Genomic DNA, 17,391 nt, shown 5'->3' on the forward strand with positions numbered 1-17,391 from the left:
GCTTTCGATCTTCTCCCGATCTTGCCGCTGGATCTCCTCGGTGAGGACGCGCTGGGTGTCGGCCATGTCCTGCCTGGCCGCGGCCTGATCGGCCTCCAGAGCGTCCAGCTGCGCATGCAGCACGTTCGCCTCGGCAGAAGCACCCTTCCCTTCCATTTCCAGCTTGCGCAGTTGGCGCCGGCACTCCAGTGCCTGCTCGACCAGCTCCCTCTGCCAGTGCTCGATGGTACGAGCCGTCTTCTGGGCGTCCTCCAGGGCACGATGCGCGTTGGCCAGCGCATCGTCGCCGTCGACGGCGAAGAGATCCGCGAGCTTTTCGGGATCGAACTGCTGCTTGGCCTTGGCCATCGCCCTGCTCCCAGTTACTGCTTCTGGATCTGGAGGCCGCTTTCCAGGCCTTGGTACACAGCCAGGTTAATGACCGCCGCCCTGCTCTGCCCGAGCTTGGCCGCCATTTCGTCCACGCGCTCCAGGAGCGGCTGGGCGATGGTGAGGGTGATCTGGAGCTTCTTGCCCTTGCGGACGTACTTGGGTTGCCGGACTTCGGCCGAGGCTTGGCCACCGGCATCCGGAGCGCCTGCGATGAAGTCTTCCACGTTCTTTTTGACGGGCGGCTTAGTAATTGCCATTGCACTAACTCCGATATTGATACGAGTTTATTTTAATATTAAAACAGCGCAGAAACAAGCGCCTTTAATTCCTCGCACGCACGGGAATCCCTGGGCTTCATTTCGAATACGGAGAGGCCGGCACCGCCAGCATTGGAGAACGACTTGCGGCGACGGAGCGGGGTGGCCAGATATTCGAAGGCGGGCAGCTCGGCCACGGCAGCGGCAGCTTCGTGGTTGTCGCTGGAGTTCTCGCCGGGGTCGGCGCAGTTGAGCACCGCGACAGCTCGCAGACCGTCACGCATCGAGCGGGCCTCGGTCACCAGCTCGGCAATGTCGCCCAACGCCCATACGTCGTAGGACCGCGGCTGAAAGGGCACCAAGAGCACATCGGACAGGATCAGGGCGGCACGCAACGCCGCCGAGTCACGCCCGCCGGCATCGATCACCACGTCATCGTACTTACCCGATTGATGCTGCACCTGGCTGCGCAGGGTAGGGCCGTCCGAATAGCTGGCCACGGCGATAGCGGGTTTATGGCCAGCCTCGGCGCGAATGCTGATGGCTGTCTGGGCGGTCTGCTGACGATCGGTATCGATCAGCAGCACGTCGCGACCCTCCATGGCGCGAGCGATCGCCAGATTCACGGCCAGCGTGGTCTTGCCAACGCCACCCTTGGTGTTCCCAACAGTAATAATCATCTTGCACCTTTTTTAATATTAAGACAGGTGCAATACTACACTGTTCGTCCATGGTGTCAATGCTTTTAATATCCTTTCAAGTTAACTTCTTGAGCCGACATTACCCGCTCCGAGAATGGTGATCGAGGCCGGGCATCGGCCACGTCCGATGCGCGGCTTCGATCCGCCGGAGCGAAGCGCAGGCATGCCGTTGGTGGCTGGGTGCCACCGCTTCTCTTAGTCGGGTACGGCCGTCTTCTGGCCAGCCCACACGCGCTTTACCTGGCTCGCGCTGCATCCGGCGAGGCGTGCCGTGTCCGCGATGCTGCGCCCTGACGATCGAAGGGCGATGATTCGCTCGTGCATGCCGGCGTCGGCCTTCCGGCCCTCATAGCGGCCTTTCTGCTTGGCCAACTCGATGCCTTGGCGTTGGCGATCACGGCGTGTTTCGTAGTCATCACGGGCCATCTGCAGGGCGAGCTTCAGGAGCATGTCCTGGACGGCCTCCAGCACGATCCTGGACACGCCTTGGCTCTCGCTGGCCAGCTCGGTGAGATCCACGATGCCAGGCACGGCCAGGCGGGCGCCCTTGGCACGGATGCTGGCCACCAGCTGCTCGGCCTCCGGCAAGGGTAGGCGGCTGATCCGGTCGATCCTCTCCGCGATCACCACGTCACCAGGCTGGAGATCTTCGATCAGGCGGAGCAGGGCAGGGCGGTCTAGGCGGGCACCGGAAGCCTTCTCCCGGTAGACCCCTGCCACGTAGTACCCCGCGGCCTTGGTGGCCTCCACGATCGCTTCCTGCCGCTCCAGCTCCTGCGCCTCGGTGCTGACGCGCAGGTAGATCCGGGCGACCATGGGCCGTCTGCCTGGCGGGAACGGCATCAGCTCGGTACCAGGGTCGAGAGGATCAAGCATGCTGCGCTGCCACCCAACGCGAAGCGCCGTCGTAGTCGTTCCCGCCCTGGGCCTCGAAAACCTGCCCAGCCAAGTCCACCGCAAGTACGCCGGGGCAAACCGTCTCCGGGGTGATCAGCTCACGCTTCCATCCGATCGCTCGCCCCGCATAGATCAGCACATAGCCACAAGCCGCTATATCGCCCTGTTCGGCATCCCGGTAACGCGCAGCAATCGCTTGATTGTTCATACCTCGTCCTGCCACTCGAATCCCTGTTGTTCGGCGTCCTGCCGCGCTTCCTCGGTCAGGAATGCCCCGTAGGCGTCGACCACCCGGCCGGTGTTGCCCGCCTTCGCCATCCACTCCGCCCGCTGCTCTTCGGGCATGTCGTTCCACCATTCGGCGCCCGCTTCCGGGTCTTCGTTCGGGTCGGCCGGAAACACCCCGCCGCCCGCTTCCTCGCCATCACTCAAGAGGCGGAGCTTCCAGCCGCCGCCTACGGCGGCAGAGCGGGACTCGATTGTGAAGGTGCGCTCAGGCGGCTCCGGCCAGATAACCCGATCGAACCAATCGGAGGCGTGCATCCGCTCGTCGCTGCCATTGCTGTCGGACGACTCGGCCAGATCGGCCATGAAGGCGGCTAGCACCTGGGCTGGGGTCAGGCTGTGTCCGGTGCAGAACGCGACGAACTCCGCAGGGATCGGGAGGGTGATGGTTTGCTGGGCTTCCATGGGCCGTCCTTGTTAGGTTATTTTGAGTATACCCAAATTGGCCTAGCTCATGCACTAGGCCAATTCGTGCGATTGACGATTCAAAAGAGCCACGAGCCGGAGCCGGGCTCTAATGAACCACCCGAACGTACCTGTCCCAGTTGGGACAGGGCAGGGTGTCCCAACTGGGACAGCAAGCGCCCGCCCTTTATTTATTGTGACGCGTCACAATAAATAACCACTCCAAACTGATCCCGAATCCCGCAGTACCCCACGCCGTAGGGCGTGAAACCAAGCCGCTCGATGGCTTCCTGGTCGTAGTCGATCTGTTCGTGGTGGTGGCCGTGGAAAGCCGTCTTCGCGCCAAGGCGGCGAGCGAGATCATCGATTTCCCGAAAGCCATGGTGATGGCAGCTCGGCGCTTCATGGGTCACCAGGATGTCGGCCTGCTCAGTCAACAGGGCTTGGTAATCATTGGGAAAGATCGTGCTCCGATGCTTGCGCGGCATTCCGTCACGCCACCGGCTTCCCTTGCCGCAACGCGCCAGGTAGTCCTCTGTCGATGCGTACCGCGGTTGGCTGGGCGCAGCCCAGACCTGCCCGCGGAAGATCCCGCCCAGCCCAGCGATGCGAACGCCGGCAACCTCGACCACGCGACCGTGCAGGTTGTGATCGGCCAAGGCCGAACTGAACAGGTTGTCGTAGTCGGCTTCGCTGTCGGTGTCGTGGTTCCCGTGAATCCACCAGACCTCCGTGCGATCGAGGATCGACCGCAAGGCCGATTCCAGCGGCTCCTGCGCCTGCACGTCGCCCAGTAGCACGATGGCCGCAGGCCGATGAGCATGCACCGCCTCGATGATGTGTTCGAAGTGACCATGGGGATCACCGCAGAAGAAGATCCGATTCACGTTTGCAAGCTCAACCAGGCACCGCGCAAGGCCAACGCGTCCACGCCGGCGTGGTGTCGCCGTGGTCGGTGTTCCGGGTGGTCGCCCCACCACCGCTCACACGCCGAAGCCATGTCATCGAGACGCTGCCAACGCACGTCGACCGCTGGACCTTCGGGCTCGACTTCATCCATGCCATCGATGACGAACTGGCAAAGGCCTCGATCGTGGCCCGAATCGTAGTAGATCCACGGTCCCGGGATCGTGGCCAGGAATTCGCGCAAGCAGCGGGTGAGGGCAGCGTCGTCCATCGCTGACGCACCGCGTTCCAGCAGCGGATACACGACCGACGCCACCCACGGCATAGGTTCGGCAGGTAGTGGATCACGCTCACCATAGAACTGGTGTTGGCCATCGTCGGAGACCAACGCGATCGACACCAGCTCGCTGGCCAGCACGTCCGCCCATTCCACATCGAGAAAAAGCTTCACAACACGTCCAGCCATCCATTCATAGCTCACGCCTTGCAGTGATAGACCGCGGCTCCTTGACGGGTTCCTGAGCATCGATCTCCGTACGGAACTTGGCCGTCTGCTCCAGCCATTGCTGGACATGGCCCGATGGGATGGACTCAGCGCCACAGCGCAAGCAAACGTACTGGTTCACCCCGTGAATAGAGGTCGTATGGCCCTTGTACCAATAGGGCACCTCACCGCGGTATTTGATGACGGGCTCGGCCGCGTGACAGTTAGTGCATTTCATGGGTCCACTTCCTCTACAAAAACAACTAGATCACAACGCGCCACCTTGCCCCCGCACCTCGGCCATCAGCTCCGCAATTCTCGCTTGCACACCAGCCTCAATCGGATCGACCAGGTAACGCGGGGAAGCGTAGGCGCTACGTCTGAACTCCACCCCGGCCACGGTAAAGGTGCTTTCGTCGTGCGAGATCCGCTGCGTCGAACCGCCGCCGAAATCGAGATACAGCAAGCAGCCAAACAGTGAGCCCGGATCTTCCTCGACCACCAGGTAGATGGCCCCTTGTGCTAGGTAGTCGCGCTCGTCGTCCTTCCAGACGACGACAGGAACGCGAGCGAAGTCACATTTGTTTTCGTCGAACCGCCAAACGGCCATATTCACCTCTTGCCATATTAGGAACTAATTTCCTAGTATAGGAGCTGCCGCCAGCCACCAGAAGGGTAGGCGGATCACCTTCATCAGACCAGGAGTTTCTATGAATTTTCGTCAGACGTTCGTCCTCGCCAGCCTTGCCGCCACACTGCTTTTCGGCACTACGGTCGCACAGGCCCAGCAATCCGCTACGCCATTGGCCAGCCCGGCCAGCCAGCAGGAGCAGACCTTCAAAGCTGTCGGTGGACTCAACCACGTGCTTGTACGCCCGGAGGGCATGTACATCGAGTGCACCAGCTGCGGTTACGTGAAGGAATTCACGGAGAAGAACTTCGTCCCGAATTATCCGGGCCATCCGCTCAAGACGCTTGGGAAAAAGCTCGCGGGCGAGCCGACGACGCACAAAGAAATCTGGGTGACCATCGTCAGGCCCGGCAGCGATCACCTGGAAACGTCCATGACGATCGTAGATCCGAAGATCGAACTGCAGCTGGGCGATCTGATCTACGTGACCGCACCCGGTGGCGGCGTCCGCCTGCTCCAACGGGCTTCCGCCCAGTAAAGGCCTGGCGCCTTTCGCTTCGTTCGTGCAAGCCCATCCCCCTTCAGCCAGGAGCTGACCATGAAGTCTCGTAAGGCCTTTCTGATCGCGATCGCCGCAGCACTGCTCTTCGGCACCACCATCGCGCAAGCGCAGTCGCCCATCAGCCAGGGCAAGCCCGATACCCGCACCGTCGAATGCCATGCCTGCGGCTACGTGAAGCAGGTCACCGACCGCTCGAACACTACTGACGACGGCAGCTGGTTCGCAGTGCTCAAGGCCAAGATCACCGGTAAGCCGCAGACCGTGGGTCTCGTCTTGGTTCCCCAGAAAAGGATTTCCGCGGAGCTGCTAGAGCACCCCTGGCCCCTGGTAGGAGCTGCTTCGTTGTTCCCCCAGGTTCTTGACCAAATGAACCTCTCGGTCAGGTCGCCCAAGATCCCGCTCCACGTTGGTGACTTGGTGGCTATCGATAGAAACTCGGACGTGCTCCTGATCGAGAAGTCATCCGCACCGTGAAGGCCGACACGGCATTGGCCACAAAAAAGACCGGCTTGAAGCCGGTCTTTTTTTGGCAACGGGCGGGTGTCGCGGAGCAGCGCCCGCAGGCGTATCGGCGCAGGAGTGGCATGCAAGCCGAAGGCGCGGCAGGCCGCCATGCCCTGTCTGCGGTTATGTGACCACCTCTCCTTTTTTTGGCACCATCGACGCATGGCCAAGCCAAACGCCCAGCACCACAACCCCGACCCGGCCTACCTCCTGCAGCTGCTGGAGAAAGCCGAGCTGAGCCAGAGCGAGGCGGCACGGCGCCTGGGAATCAGCGACCGCATGATGCGGCTGTACCTGGCCTTCCCAGAGCGCCGGGACGGGCAGGGCACTGTCGCCAAGCGTGTGGAGTGCCCCTATCCCATCCAGTACTGCCTGGAACAGCTTGCAAGCGGCTCCAGACGGCAGGGGTAGGGGTAATGTGGGGTAAGGTGCTGCTATAGCCCCAGCGTGGCGATGTGAGCTTGCTGCTGTTGCTCTTCGGTAGGGTCCATTTCTTGAAGCAAGGCAAAAATCCATAGCCGCCGCTTTTCACGTTCTGGATCACGCCCAAGCGGTTGTCGGTGGATCAGGTCCTGCTCTTGCGTGAGCGCCGCCCGCTGCCGCACCAGCTCATCATTTTCCAGTTGCTTGTCCTGGTCCTGCTCTTCATGGGCCAAGGCTTCCTCGCGCAGCGCGTCCAGACGGCGCACCCGTGCCTCGTATTCCTGCAGAGCCTGGTCTTCGGCGCAGCGCTCATCGGCCAGTGCCTGCACAAGATCCGGCTCGGGTTGAGGCAGTCCATCGTCGTCGGTGTTGGTGGTGTCAGCCATAACCTATCCCTCACAGTCCCTGACTGTAATCGCCGTCTCTGGCCTGCTCCGGCGTCGGCGCCGGAGCGGGTGTTTCCTTGTGCAGCTCCTGCAGCACACGCTTACGCCGCTCCGAACGCTCGTCCGAAGGCACGGGCGTAGTATCCACCTCGCGATCAACCGATGGCTTTTCCTTGGCGCGGTCCTGCTGCTTGTCGTTGTCGCCGCTGGTGACGTCGAACTGCTTTTCGCCAGGTTCCAGCTCCGGGCCTTGATCGAGATCCTTCTCCTTCGCCTTGCCGGCATCCAGGATCGTCTCGCGGCGACGCTTCGTTTCGTCTTGCTCGATGAGCTTGTTTTCGCGCGAGGCCTGTTCGCGCTTTGATTTCCACTCGTCCACGCGCACCTCGTGTTTGGCTTCGTGGGGAGCCAGCACCTGCTCACGCCATGCTTTGGCCTCGGGATCATCGCTGCGCAAATGGTCCTTGAGGGCCGTGGTTTCTTCGTGAGTTTGAGCCTTCATGGCCCGGAAATTCTCGTCCCACTTTTCCGCCTCGCGACGCGATGCCGGGCCTGCCAAAAAGCCCTGCTTTTCCACCGGCCGCGCTCCACGCTCCGACATGAACCGCTCTTCGATGGCTCGATCGAGCTTTAGCACTTCGTCATTTTCAGCGCGCACCAGGATGGTGTGGCGGTCCAGCTGCGGCTCTGGCTCCTGCATGGCACGCTGCCGTTCGGCCCAGGTCATTTTTGGACCCTGCTCAGGCAAAGCTGGACGCTCTGCAGCGTCCGCCCGCTCCGGGGTCATGGGATGGCCAGGCTCAGCCGCCACGTCGCGCTCCAGGGCCTGTTCCTGCCGCCGCTCGGCCAACATCGCCACACGGCGCTTCTCCAGCTCAGCATCGGCAAACACCACATCCAGCTCACGGTCCACAGCCACGGCCAGTGCCGCCTCGGCCAGCTTCCGCTGGAACTCGCCCTCGCCGTAGACCTTGATCCTGCCGGGCTCGCCCTTGTCGTCGCGAAATTTCTCCGACGCCAGGCGAAGCCCGGCCTCGATCACTGCCGGATCGAGGCTGCTTTCCTTGTTGTCGAAAACAATTCGCTTGCCGCTGTCGGTGAAGGCCTGGCGATCGTTGATCTGGTAGGACACAGAGCCCGTTTCGCGGTTCACCTGGAAGGTGACCTTGTTGCCTCGCTCTTCTTCCCGGTCGATCACCTGCTTCGGTTCTGCAGGCTCAAACGCCCCTTCCAGGTCGGTGGTGACGTGTGGCGTCTTGGCCGCCAGAGCGTCTTCCCGCTTCATCGCCGCCTCGGCTCGCTTCTCCTGGTAGGCCCAGCCGCGCAACTGGCTGATCGCAGCGCGATCACCATCCTGCGCCCGATCCGCCACCCATTCGCGGTACTCCTGCGGCTTCTCGGCGCGCATGGACGCACGCTCCGCCTTGAATCGATCCTGCAGCTTCTGTTTTTCAGCGGCCTGCACCATCGACAACACAGATTGGGTGATGGCCCGGTCTTCCTTGCTCATCCCCTTCTCGGGGCTGGAAAACGCCTCCAGGCTGTTGGCCAACGCCTTGCCCTGATCCAGCTGGTAGCGCTCCGCGCTCTCGCCGTCGAAACCGCGGCGGTTGGCAAAGTCCAGCGTGCTTTCCTTCAGGTTGAACTTACCCAACACATCGATCATGTTGTCCTTGATCAACCTGTCGCGCTGGGCCGCATCCATTGCCTCCCGCTGCAGGCCGGGAATGCGTGGCATGAACTCGTCGCGTGCCGCAAACATCGTGAACTGTTCGCGGTGCCGAGTCGCCATCACGTAGAGCAACGCACGATCAACGCCCTGGGTCGCCAACCCGTAGGAGCGATCCAGGGTGATGCCCTGGCTCTTGTGGACCGTGATCGCGTAGCCGTAATCGATGTGGCGATAGCGATCCTGGTCGAAGCCGCGCAGCTCGCCACTGTCCGTACGGATCGTGAGCCGCTTGTCCACTGCCTGCTCGACCGTCCCAAGGACACCGTTCTGGACGCCTAGCCTGGGATCGTTCTGGGTGAATACCACGCGATCACCCACGGCGAAATCGCGTTCACCGGCAATGGTCGCGAACTTGAACGATTCACCTAGCACGCCACGCTCTTTCAGCTCCGCACGGATGCTGTCATTGAGCGATCGCACGTCGGCGTTCCGGTAGGCCAGGACGATGCGCTCCTTCGCACCAAGATGGCTCCGTTCCGGGTTGGCCCGGTCAGCCTCGAAATCAGCGAGCCAGGCGGCCGCCACATCGGCCAGGGCCTTTTCGTTGGTGTCGGCCAGGCGGACACGTCCGCGCTCGTCGTACGCGTTGAAGGCCTCGGCAATGTCTTCCCCGCGGGCAAATTGCTTGCTCGCCGCACGTGACCAGTCTTCTTTCTGGCGGCGAATATCAGTGAGTTCGGCCGCCCCAACGCGTTCCATGATGACCCGAAACGGAGCACCCGCCTCGATGGGGGCGAGCTGCTTCTGGTCGCCCATGAAGATGACCTTGGCGCCGGCCGTCTTCACCCGCTCCAGCAGGGATTTCACCTGGCGGGAGGAAAGCAGCCCCGCCTCATCCACGATGATCACATCCTTCCTGGTGAGCTTGTCCGGGTTGTCGGCGGCCGTCTTCTTCCACGAGTGCTCCCAGCTGGCCAGCGTCCGGCAGCGATCGGGGCTGAGGCCGTTGGACTTGCGAAGTTCGTCCACCGCTTTGCCCATGGATGCGGCACCCAATACCCGATAGCCCGCTTCCTCGTAGATCTCTTTGACCGTCTTCGATGTGAAGGATTTACCTGTGCCAGCATCGCCCACGATACAGGCGATGTGCTGGGGCGAAACGACATGAACAACCGCGTTCTTCTGCTCCTCGCTGATCGTCGGGTACTTCTTCATGACGCGCTGAATCAGCTTTGGTTCTACATGATGTTGCGAGCGTCCCTTGAGGTACGTAGCACCCTCCGCGATGAGCGTTTCCATGCGCACCATCGCTTTCGTGGAGTACCGGGCCTCCATACCTTCGTCGCCGGGATGGAGTAGCACCAGGACCGACGCCGCGTCGACATTAGCCAGCGCGGCCGTGCGCGCCTCGTCGTTGTTGTCGCCGGTTTCGGTCAACACCTTGACCGTCTCCCGTTCCAGATCCTTCATCGAGAAAACGGCTTCGTTGGTGGTGACCCGCTCCAAGATCTGGGCTGTCAGGTCATCCATCGCCCGGAGCAAGCCAGACGGTTCCTCACCGCGAGCGATACGCTCGCGCTCTTCCTTGTGGCGTTCCTTCATCGCTTCTTGAGCTGCCATCTGCCTCTCCGCCATTAGGTTCTTGGCCGGTGCCTTGACCACTTTCCAGGAATCCCGATAACCCTCGTACCGTGCTTTCAGATGCTCGCGTTCTTCGGCCCGCTTCCCTCTTCGCTCCAACCGCATGTCGGCGTCACGCTTGGGAAGTTGAGGGCTATACCGGACGGCAGGCTTGAGGTCCGCGACAACCCGTTCAAGGGACGTCGCCATTGCCTGATAAGGACCAAGCCTTTTGACCAACTTACCGGCACCCAATGACTCGTGCATCTGCGAGGCCTTGACCGGCGTTTGCTTTGGGTCGGTAGCCGAATAGATCGCAAATCCCTGGCCTTTCGGCTTGATCAACAGTCCAGCGGCAAACAACTTTGTGTGAAGGTGCTGCCAATCCGTATCCGGCGCCGCCAGCACCTGCAGGACAAAGCCCTTCGGCAGGCCCTGCACATAGCTGGCAAACGATTCGTTACCCGTCATGGCCTCCATCTTCTGGGCCACGTCAGGTAAGCGAATTTTACCCTGGTCGACTCTCTCACGTCGCCAATCTTTGGCCGTTTCTTTGGCCCAGTCAACGACCTTGATACCGTTCCGTTCATGAACGGCGAAGGGTCCGTTGTCGTGACTCCAACCCTGCGCTATTTCAAGCTCACGCATGCACTTATCAAGCGCAAAGAAGTCACGATGTGGGTAGACGGCTTTATAGGTCTCCGGGTGAACCCGGTTCACCATCAAGTGCACATGCACATTACCGGTGTCACGATGCACAGCGGCGACGTACTGGTGGCCATCCATGCCAACAGCCTTCATTGCCGCTCGCGAAGCCTCAAAGCACTGTTGATCCGTTGGCTGCTCACCTTCCCGCCAAGAAACAACCACGTGGTACACGGGATCTTTGACGCGCTTACTCTGGCCCGACGCCCCCCACATTTCTGCCCATGCCGTGCTGGCCGAGAGGCAGTTGGTATCGATACTCACGCCGCGATCAAGGATTTCCCCCGTGACTGGATCGATGCTATCCCGCTCACTGGTGATGTACCTGGACAGGCTCAGAAAGCTCGATCCACCATCGCCGCGCTTGGAGGGAACCTCAGCGATCATCGTCCGCTTCCTCCACGCTGGGCTTGATGCGTTCGATAGCCTTGATGATCGCACTAAAGACGCGGGCGTACTCCTGGCCGTTCAAGCCTCCAACCTGGCCAAAAAGGTGCTTTTGAAGGCCTCCCAGACGGCGCAGCTCATTGACGACATTCCGATCAGTCTGGTTCCGGATTCTCCGATTGAGAGCACAGCAGCGCAGGTATTGGGCCACGGTAAGCCCTGCGTCGTGGGCACGATCGCGGATCTCCATGTCCTCTTCCGGCAGCAGACGAACCTTCATGTTGACGGTGCGCTTGCGGGATTCAGATGACGACATGTGGCGCTCCGAATGGCCGCAGCCTGCGGCGGGGTCTCGGGGGCGAAGCCCCTGAGCAGGGTGGTTAGGGACCGTGTAACGAGCGTAGCGAGTGGAACGGGACCGGTGGCTCACCAAAGCGAAGCGGCGGTGGGCCAAACCCTACCCTGCCCTCGTTTTTGGTGAGTATATATGATGGTGGTTTGAAGACAAGGAAAGAGGTTTGATGATGATAAAGAGGAATGATGTTTAGGTGAACATGTGTAGGAGTTTGATGGAAGATAGATGAAATATTTATGGGAACATGTGTGATGGTTTTGGTGGAGGTAGGAGAGATGTTTTAGTGAAGATGAATAGTGAATTGTTGTGAGAGGAAATCATGAGAACTTGTGTTGTGTCTGGAACCCAATGGGATAGAATAGTGTCGTCATCCGACAACCAAGAGGATTTCACCAATGACGGGTCGCGCTCGTACTTACACCAAAGAGACCGCCGACAAGGCCGCTCAAGCACTCCGTAGCCTCCCCCCGAAGCCACCGGCAGAACGTCCCATGAGCACGTCGGACACCATCAAGATGCTCAAGCCTGAAATTGTCGCCGCGATCGCCAATGGGTACACCCACCAGGAGATCGTTGAGAACCTGAAAAAGAACGGCGTCAAGGTAGGGCTTAGCACACTAAAAAACAGCTTGAAGGGCATGAAGGCCAAGCCGAAGGCTAAAGACAAGCCGGAGTGATCTGATTCAATCCACAAAAGGAACAGGGAATCGACGCAATGACGACCATCTTGAAAGTTAGCCCGGGTGATCCGCGAAAAAAAGCTCAGGAGCGCGTGGTCTTCCTCGCCGTTTTGCTGGGCGCTTGGCTCGGCTTCTTGAGGTTCATCCTCACACACAGGAACGACCCCTATCACCTGGGCATTGGTACGGGTGAGTTCATCCTCGCCTGCGTCATCGCGGCGCTGCCTACCCTTCTCTTTTTCTCTGTGGGGATCGTGGCCTGGGGGCGCTACGTCATCAAGAACGCCGAGGTATACATTGAGTGGGAAGGCACTGCTAAGGAGCAAGAGGCATCCACACAAGAAAAGGCACGAGCGGAGTGGGAAGCAAAGCCAGCCAAGGAAAAGGCCTACCACGGTCTTTGGATGGGCTATTCTGCCGGTCTGCTCGCCGGTCGCGGCCATAACTATGGCATCAGCGATACCACACTCGGTGCGATGCTCGATCCGGAAGATACCTACAAGAACATCATTGTCTTTGGCTCGATCGGTTCCGGCAAGACGACGCGGGCAATCAACCCACTCTTGAAGCAAGTGCTGTCCATGGATACGGGCGCCCTGATCTTCGACATCAAGACCGACTATGTGGAAGAGGTGCAAGCGCTGTGCAGGATGACCGATCGAACCTACAAGGTAATCGGTGACGGTGGCGTTGCACTCAATCTCATCGGCGGATGCTCGCCGGACTTGGCGGCAAGCTTCCTTGAGAGCTGTTTCTCGGCCAAGGGCCAGGGATCGGGGGATTCGTCCTCGTTCTTCGTCCAGAGCGCCGTTGAACTATGCCGTAATTGCCTCCTGCTCATGGACTTGGTAGGTGCGGAATACACCATTCGCAACCTAAACAAGGTGATCTTCAACGACGAAGATCGCGACGCGCTGATGGAGCAATTGAGCGCTAAATTTTCGGCAAACGAATTTGACGAAGAGCAGGAAATCGCCGCAGAAATGGTTGTCCAGTTCTTTAAAAGGAACTGGGCCGACCATGACGAAAAGGTTGCCAAGAGCATCCGCAGCACCGTCAGCTCGGTGCTCTCCCCGCTCCAGTCGCCTGGCATGGTTCGGGCCTTCTCCCCGACCGGTGGCAAGGAAGAAGCGGATCTCCCGTCCATGATCAACGACGGCGAGATCTTCCTGGTCAACATTCCGCGCACGAAGTATGGCGATGGTGGCTCCCGCTACGCTTACATGCTGCTGAAGCTGGGCTTCATGAACATGATGCGGGCGCGTACCAGCCGGAAGGATTGGAATCAGACCCGCCCGGTGGCTTTCGTGTGCGATGAGTACCAGGCGATCATCGACCCGATCTCGGACGTGGACTTCTGGGACAAATCCCGCTCGACCAAGACGATCGGCATGGTCAGCATGCAGGGTGTTTCAAGCATGGTCCAGGCGCTTGGCAAGGACACCACCGCAAACGCCATCCTCCAGAACTTCCGCCAGAAGCTGATCTTCCGCACAGAAGACCAGGCCACCTACGGCATGATCCAGAGCGTGCTCGGCCAGATCGACGTGCTGAACGTCAATCGTTCCAGCGGCCACTCCGATGGCGTCGGGACTTCAACCTCGTACAACAGCCCCCGCAACAACTCCACCAACCAGGGCTGGAACGAGAACACGAGCGAGAACTGGACGCGCCAGGAGCTGTTCGGGGCCAACGACATGCGCAACCTGACCACTGACCAGGTGCTATTCATCGGCAACTGTGGCGGCACGGCACTCGATGAGGTGCTGAACGTCCAGCCGCTCTACGTGAAGCAATAGGAGAACGACATGGTTTGGGTCAAAGGCGGGTCACAGCAGGTAGAGAAATTCTCGTACATTCAACCGACACTGCCCCTGGGGATGCTCATCAAGCTGTTCCTCGGGTCGTTCGCGGCGGCGTGGATTCTCTCGTGGATCGTCAACCAAATGGCGTCCTGATCGTGGGTTGGAATCAGACGAAATAAAGGCCGGGCCACGTCCCGGCTTTTATTTATAGTGACGCGTCACTATAAATAAGCCATCAACGGCAGGAACCACCTCGATGGCTACTGATCCTCTCGACCCCGGCACTACTGACGACCAGCTGCTCAAGCGCCCCCGCGGCCGTCCTGCGACCGGTGAAGCGAAAACCAATGCGATACGTGCCATGGAGTACCGGCGTCGCCTGCGCAGCCGCGGGACGAAGGCTAGTACTCAGCCTGGCGAGGCGTCGACAGCGGTTCTGCTCAAGGAACTGGGCTACCTGTGCTCGAAAGCATGCACGTGGGACGGACGCGCTGCCGGCATCCACCGGATTCTGGGCGAGTTGGCCAGGCGGTTCCCGGCAAGCAAGGCGTGAAGATAAATATTAGCGTTTCAGCGTAGTATCAAAGCAACGTTGATTAAATGCAGAATGAACTTTTCTTAATATTAAGAAAAGTTCATTCTGCATTAGAAATACACTTCGTAGTTCTGTCGGCGGTGGTAGATCGCGAGAACGTCCACCCGCATGGCCTTGTCGTCCACGCGATAGGCCACGACGTGGCTTTCGTAATTGGCCAGGTGAAGGCCAGGGCGAATATCGTCCCGACACTTGAAGCGGTGCGGGAGCCTGTCCAGGCTGTCGCAAAAAGCGATCAGACCATCCACGTACTGGCTGGCAATCTTCGTGCTGGCCTGCTCCGCCAGGTACTGGAGAAGCGCGTGGATCTGGGTGCTGGCCAGCTTGCCGTATTCGACCCGGTAGCTGCTCACGCGACGTTCTTGTTCCGACGATCAAGGCGGGCCGTCGCCTCGGCCAGGCTTTGGCGAAGCTCCGCTGAACTCACCCCTTGCGAAGGATCAGCCTGCAGGGCGTCGTAGGCGCCGGCAACTTCCGTCTGCAGCCAACGCTCGATCGCCTCATCACGGGCGAACAAGGCTCGCACACCATCCCGCAACACCTCGCTCTCGGTCGCGTACTGGCCCTGCTGGACCTTGAGCGTGACCAGTTCGGCCATCTCGATCGGCAAAGTAATGGAAAGCTGTTTCGTGGTCCGCATGGGAGATCTCCCGATCACGTTGGATAGGATGAAATCCTACTCTACGTTCAAACGGGGCACCAGAGTTCTTCCCATAACGTGTGTGATACCCCGTGCCGCCTCCGCCCTATCGGGCGGGGATCGGCACCAGGCGACGGACGTAACCGCCGCCTGGTGCCGATCTCGATTTCTGAACCATTCAACAAAACGCCTTCGACCGGCCTCACTGGCCGGCCCACACGGGCCGCTGAGACCCTTCCGAATACCTCGGGTGCGCCCCTGCCCTGCCTTCGCTCTACGGCGTTTCTAGATGCCTTCCCGCGACCACCACCCAAGCGCCCGCTTTTGCCTTTCCGCTGACCCGCTTTTGGAGGGAGAGGGAGCCGCCGCGCCGTAGGCGCGGTGGGAGAGGGGTTTACCCCTCTCCAGGGGGTCGAAGTTGGGACCGTAGGCGCGTAGCGCCGTAGGGACGACAGGGGGGCGCAGCCCCCGCAACTCTTGGACATGGTTTTAATGTCGGCAGGATGCCGACTCCGAGTTGCTTTGCCCTGCTCTACCGCTCTTTCCGTCTGCACCTGGCTCCTGGTACGTGCCGGGGCTGCTTCTGGTGGCCTGGATGGCCACCGCTTGTGGCGCAGCCCGCGTAGCGGGCGAAGGGTGCCGCCCTGGATGGGCGGAGGGCGGCGCTCTTGGGGCCGTGAATCGCGGCTCGGCGTGGTTTTCCACATTTCCACAGGGCCCAGCTACTAAAAGTTAAGGTTTTAAAGCTTTAAAAGTTAAAAGACGCGCGCGCGCATGCGCGTTGTTACGGTTTTGGGAAGCGTTGGGGCACAAGGGCTAGAGCGGGCATAGCGTGGGTGATACCCCGTGCCCATCCACAGGAGGGGTGTGGGTGATACCCCGTGCCCATCCACAGGGAAGCGTGGGTGATACCCCGTGCCCATCCACAGCGCAACTAACAGAAAGGCCGAAGTTATCCACAACGTGGGTGATACCCCGTGCATTTGGGAGTGCATCGCGGTTAGAAGACCGCTCCGGTGGGTGATACCCCGTGCCAGGCGCGGTTTTTCACCCACTGTCCTTCAGCCTACCCACGGTTGCCCGCAATCTACCCACGCCTCACGGCAAGAGCTGATCCTTGCGGGTGAAGATCACCATGTCGCGGGCCTCGTCGAGCTGGAACAGGTATTCCGGCAGCGTCTGAACCCCGGCGATGTCCTTCAGCATCCGGCGAAACTCCCTGAGAGTCCCTTTAGACCCGGCTCGCTCAAGCAGTTGCTTGAGGCTGATCGTCCACTGAGGCTGCTTGCCGCAGAACTTGCGCGCCAGCTCGTACAGGCGACGCTCCAGCGGCTTCCGCAGGCGGAAGTAGTCCGGATGGATCGTCAGCACCTCGTAGGCCTGGACGGCGTTGTAGAGCCATTCCGAGATAGTGACTTCCACCGCCTGCATCTTGTCGTCGTCGCTGTGCTGGTTCACAACGATCTTGGCCCGCTCGATGATGCCGAAGGTGTCCTTGACCAGCATTCCACCCGTCTTGATATCGGTGGTGATGGTGGTACCGCGCAGGCGCTCAAAAGCCTTTTGCAGCTCCTTGTAATCACGCCCGCCCACGCCCCGGTTCGTGGTGACCAGGTAGTCGTACACGCGAAAACGTACCGTGCGGTTCTTCACGTCAGGGCGGGGAGCCTGCTTCCCTTTTCGCTCGGCAGCGGCGTTCAAATTGAGCGCGGCCGTGATCTGCGAGATCACGTAAATCAACACGTCCTTGTCCAGCTGGGTGGCACGTCCCAGCACACTGGGTGTGACACGGATTTGCCGGTCGCCGTCCTTGCTCGACCATGACCAGATACTCAGGTCGGGCTTGGTGGCCAGCGTGAAAATCGGCTGCTCCATGCTGATCCCGTCGTCCTTCATGGCGTAATCGAGAAGATCCGCCAGGAAGAAATCCCGGTTCTTGTGCCGCACTGGCAACAGGCTCTTTTCCCGGTTGGCCTCTTGGACTCGCACCAGGCTTTCGATCTTCTCCCGATCTTGCCGCTGGATCTCCTCGGTGAGGACGCGCTGGGTGTCGGCCATGTCCTGCCTGGCCGCGGCCTGATCGGCCTCCAGAGCGTCCAGCTGCGCATGCAGCACGTTC

The 17,391-nt window shown here is 60.4% G+C and carries 21 protein-coding genes; 5 read left to right on the plus strand and 16 right to left on the minus strand.

The annotated features are described in order from the left end of the window. The 10 genes from WC859_10255 to WC859_10300 all read right to left on the minus strand — a co-directional run. Window positions 1-348, minus strand: a 348-nt coding sequence (locus WC859_10255) for a hypothetical protein (protein ID MFA5976528.1), incomplete at its 3' end; no start/stop codon positions are given. 14 nt (window positions 349-362) lie between these two features. Further along, window positions 363-629 (minus strand): ribbon-helix-helix domain-containing protein, encoded by a 267-nt coding sequence (locus tag WC859_10260; protein MFA5976529.1) that lies wholly within the window; start codon window positions 627-629, stop codon window positions 363-365. 38 nt (window positions 630-667) lie between these two features. Continuing rightward, window positions 668-1,309 carry an AAA family ATPase gene (locus WC859_10265; GenBank protein MFA5976530.1) on the minus strand — a complete coding sequence of 214 codons (642 nt, stop codon included), beginning with the start codon at window positions 1,307-1,309 and terminating at the stop codon, window positions 668-670. A gap of 216 nt (window positions 1,310-1,525) precedes the next feature. After that, a complete protein-coding gene (locus WC859_10270; GenBank protein MFA5976531.1) occupies window positions 1,526-2,173 on the minus strand; it encodes a recombinase family protein in 648 nt (215 codons plus the stop codon). Window positions 2,174-2,198: 25 nt separating this feature from the next. After that, window positions 2,199-2,435, minus strand: a complete 237-nt coding sequence (locus WC859_10275) for an antirestriction protein ArdR (protein MFA5976532.1) — start codon at window positions 2,433-2,435, stop codon at window positions 2,199-2,201. After that, window positions 2,432-2,917, minus strand: coding sequence for a hypothetical protein (locus tag WC859_10280; protein ID MFA5976533.1), 486 nt, complete (start codon window positions 2,915-2,917; stop codon window positions 2,432-2,434). The genes WC859_10275 and WC859_10280 overlap by 4 nt, the downstream gene beginning before the upstream one ends. Before the next feature lie 191 nt (window positions 2,918-3,108). Then, on the minus strand, window positions 3,109-3,804 hold the full coding sequence (locus WC859_10285) for a metallophosphoesterase (GenBank protein ID MFA5976534.1): 696 nt from the start codon (window positions 3,802-3,804) through the stop codon (window positions 3,109-3,111). Beyond that, window positions 3,801-4,274, minus strand: a complete 474-nt coding sequence (locus tag WC859_10290) for a hypothetical protein (protein ID MFA5976535.1) — start codon at window positions 4,272-4,274, stop codon at window positions 3,801-3,803. The genes WC859_10285 and WC859_10290 overlap by 4 nt, the downstream gene beginning before the upstream one ends. Before the next feature lie 19 nt (window positions 4,275-4,293). Further along, the gene (locus WC859_10295; protein MFA5976536.1) at window positions 4,294-4,545 is read right to left on the minus strand and encodes a type II toxin-antitoxin system MqsA family antitoxin; all 252 of its coding nucleotides are present in this window, start codon (window positions 4,543-4,545) and stop codon (window positions 4,294-4,296) included. Window positions 4,546-4,575: 30 nt separating this feature from the next. Then, a complete protein-coding gene (locus WC859_10300; protein MFA5976537.1) occupies window positions 4,576-4,917 on the minus strand; it encodes a hypothetical protein in 342 nt (113 codons plus the stop codon). Window positions 4,918-5,017: 100 nt separating this feature from the next. Between WC859_10300 and WC859_10305 the strand changes: the two genes are divergently transcribed. From WC859_10305 to WC859_10315, 3 genes are all read left to right on the plus strand, one after another. Further along, window positions 5,018-5,476, plus strand: coding sequence for a hypothetical protein (locus WC859_10305; GenBank protein ID MFA5976538.1), 459 nt, complete (start codon window positions 5,018-5,020; stop codon window positions 5,474-5,476). Window positions 5,477-5,536: 60 nt separating this feature from the next. Further along, window positions 5,537-5,974, plus strand: a complete 438-nt coding sequence (locus tag WC859_10310) for a hypothetical protein (GenBank protein ID MFA5976539.1) — start codon at window positions 5,537-5,539, stop codon at window positions 5,972-5,974. 192 nt (window positions 5,975-6,166) lie between these two features. After that, the gene (locus tag WC859_10315; GenBank protein MFA5976540.1) at window positions 6,167-6,415 is read left to right on the plus strand and encodes a hypothetical protein; all 249 of its coding nucleotides are present in this window, start codon (window positions 6,167-6,169) and stop codon (window positions 6,413-6,415) included. Between the two features lie 23 nt (window positions 6,416-6,438). Here WC859_10315 and WC859_10320 read toward each other — a convergent pair whose 3' ends face one another. From WC859_10320 to mobA, 3 genes are read right to left on the minus strand one after another with little or no spacing between them, the layout of a single operon-like run. Further along, on the minus strand, window positions 6,439-6,813 hold the full coding sequence (locus WC859_10320; protein MFA5976541.1) for a hypothetical protein: 375 nt from the start codon (window positions 6,811-6,813) through the stop codon (window positions 6,439-6,441). Between the two features lie 10 nt (window positions 6,814-6,823). Then, window positions 6,824-11,197: a TraI/MobA(P) family conjugative relaxase gene (traI, locus tag WC859_10325; GenBank protein MFA5976542.1), complete on the minus strand. Its 4,374-nt coding sequence runs from the start codon at window positions 11,195-11,197 to the stop codon at window positions 6,824-6,826. Continuing rightward, complete coding sequence (gene mobA / locus WC859_10330; GenBank protein MFA5976543.1) at window positions 11,187-11,513, minus strand: plasmid mobilization protein MobA; 327 nt, start codon at window positions 11,511-11,513, stop codon at window positions 11,187-11,189. The genes traI and mobA overlap by 11 nt, the downstream gene beginning before the upstream one ends. A 434-nt stretch (window positions 11,514-11,947) precedes the next feature. Between mobA and WC859_10335 the strand changes: the two genes are divergently transcribed. After that, window positions 11,948-12,229, plus strand: a complete 282-nt coding sequence (locus tag WC859_10335; protein ID MFA5976544.1) for a hypothetical protein — start codon at window positions 11,948-11,950, stop codon at window positions 12,227-12,229. Window positions 12,230-12,267: 38 nt separating this feature from the next. Continuing rightward, entirely contained in the window at window positions 12,268-14,031 is a 1,764-nt protein-coding gene (locus WC859_10340) for a type IV secretion system DNA-binding domain-containing protein (GenBank protein MFA5976545.1), read from the plus strand. A 651-nt stretch (window positions 14,032-14,682) separates the two neighbouring features. Here WC859_10340 and WC859_10345 read toward each other — a convergent pair. The 3 genes from WC859_10345 to WC859_10355 all read right to left on the minus strand — a co-directional run. Then, window positions 14,683-14,985, minus strand: coding sequence for a type II toxin-antitoxin system RelE/ParE family toxin (locus WC859_10345; protein ID MFA5976546.1), 303 nt, complete (start codon window positions 14,983-14,985; stop codon window positions 14,683-14,685). Next, the gene (locus WC859_10350; protein ID MFA5976547.1) at window positions 14,982-15,272 is read right to left on the minus strand and encodes a type II toxin-antitoxin system ParD family antitoxin; all 291 of its coding nucleotides are present in this window, start codon (window positions 15,270-15,272) and stop codon (window positions 14,982-14,984) included. Before WC859_10350 ends, WC859_10345 begins: the two co-directional genes overlap by 4 nt. 1,098 nt (window positions 15,273-16,370) lie before the next feature. After that, window positions 16,371-17,391, minus strand: a 1,021-nt coding sequence (locus WC859_10355) for a replication initiator protein A (protein MFA5976548.1), incomplete at its 5' end; no start/stop codon positions are given.

The organism is Elusimicrobiota bacterium, from assembly GCA_041660185.1.
In the GTDB taxonomy this organism is placed as follows: domain Bacteria; phylum Elusimicrobiota; class Elusimicrobia; order 2-01-FULL-59-12; family 2-01-FULL-59-12; genus JBAZWU01.